1 protein-coding gene is annotated in these 244 nt (G+C 68.9%); it reads right to left on the bottom strand.

Annotated elements, in window-relative coordinates; all coding sequences use genetic code 11:
• The coding region (locus E1297_RS00240; protein WP_155132515.1) for an AMP-binding protein at window positions 1-244 on the bottom strand (244 nt) is incomplete at both ends.

The raw sequence follows: 244 nt of genomic DNA, 5'->3' as shown, positions 1-244 counted from the left end.
CGGATAGTCCGGATCAAGCGGCAGATAGGCCCCGCCCGCCTTCCAGATCGCCAGCAGGGAGACAATCAGCTCCGCCGAACGCTCCACACACACACCGACGACGCATTCAGGCCCGGCGCCCCGGGCCACCAGATACTGCGCCAGACGGCTGGAGGCCGCATCCAGATCGCCATAGGAGAACTCCCGGGGGCCATCGATCACCGCCGGTGCCTCGGGGCGCGCCTGCGCCTGGGCTGCAAACAGG

This window comes from Roseibium sp. RKSG952 (assembly GCF_009711355.1).
Note: the sequence above shows the minus strand (reverse complement) of the source record. Positions and strands in the feature narration are given on the sequence as shown.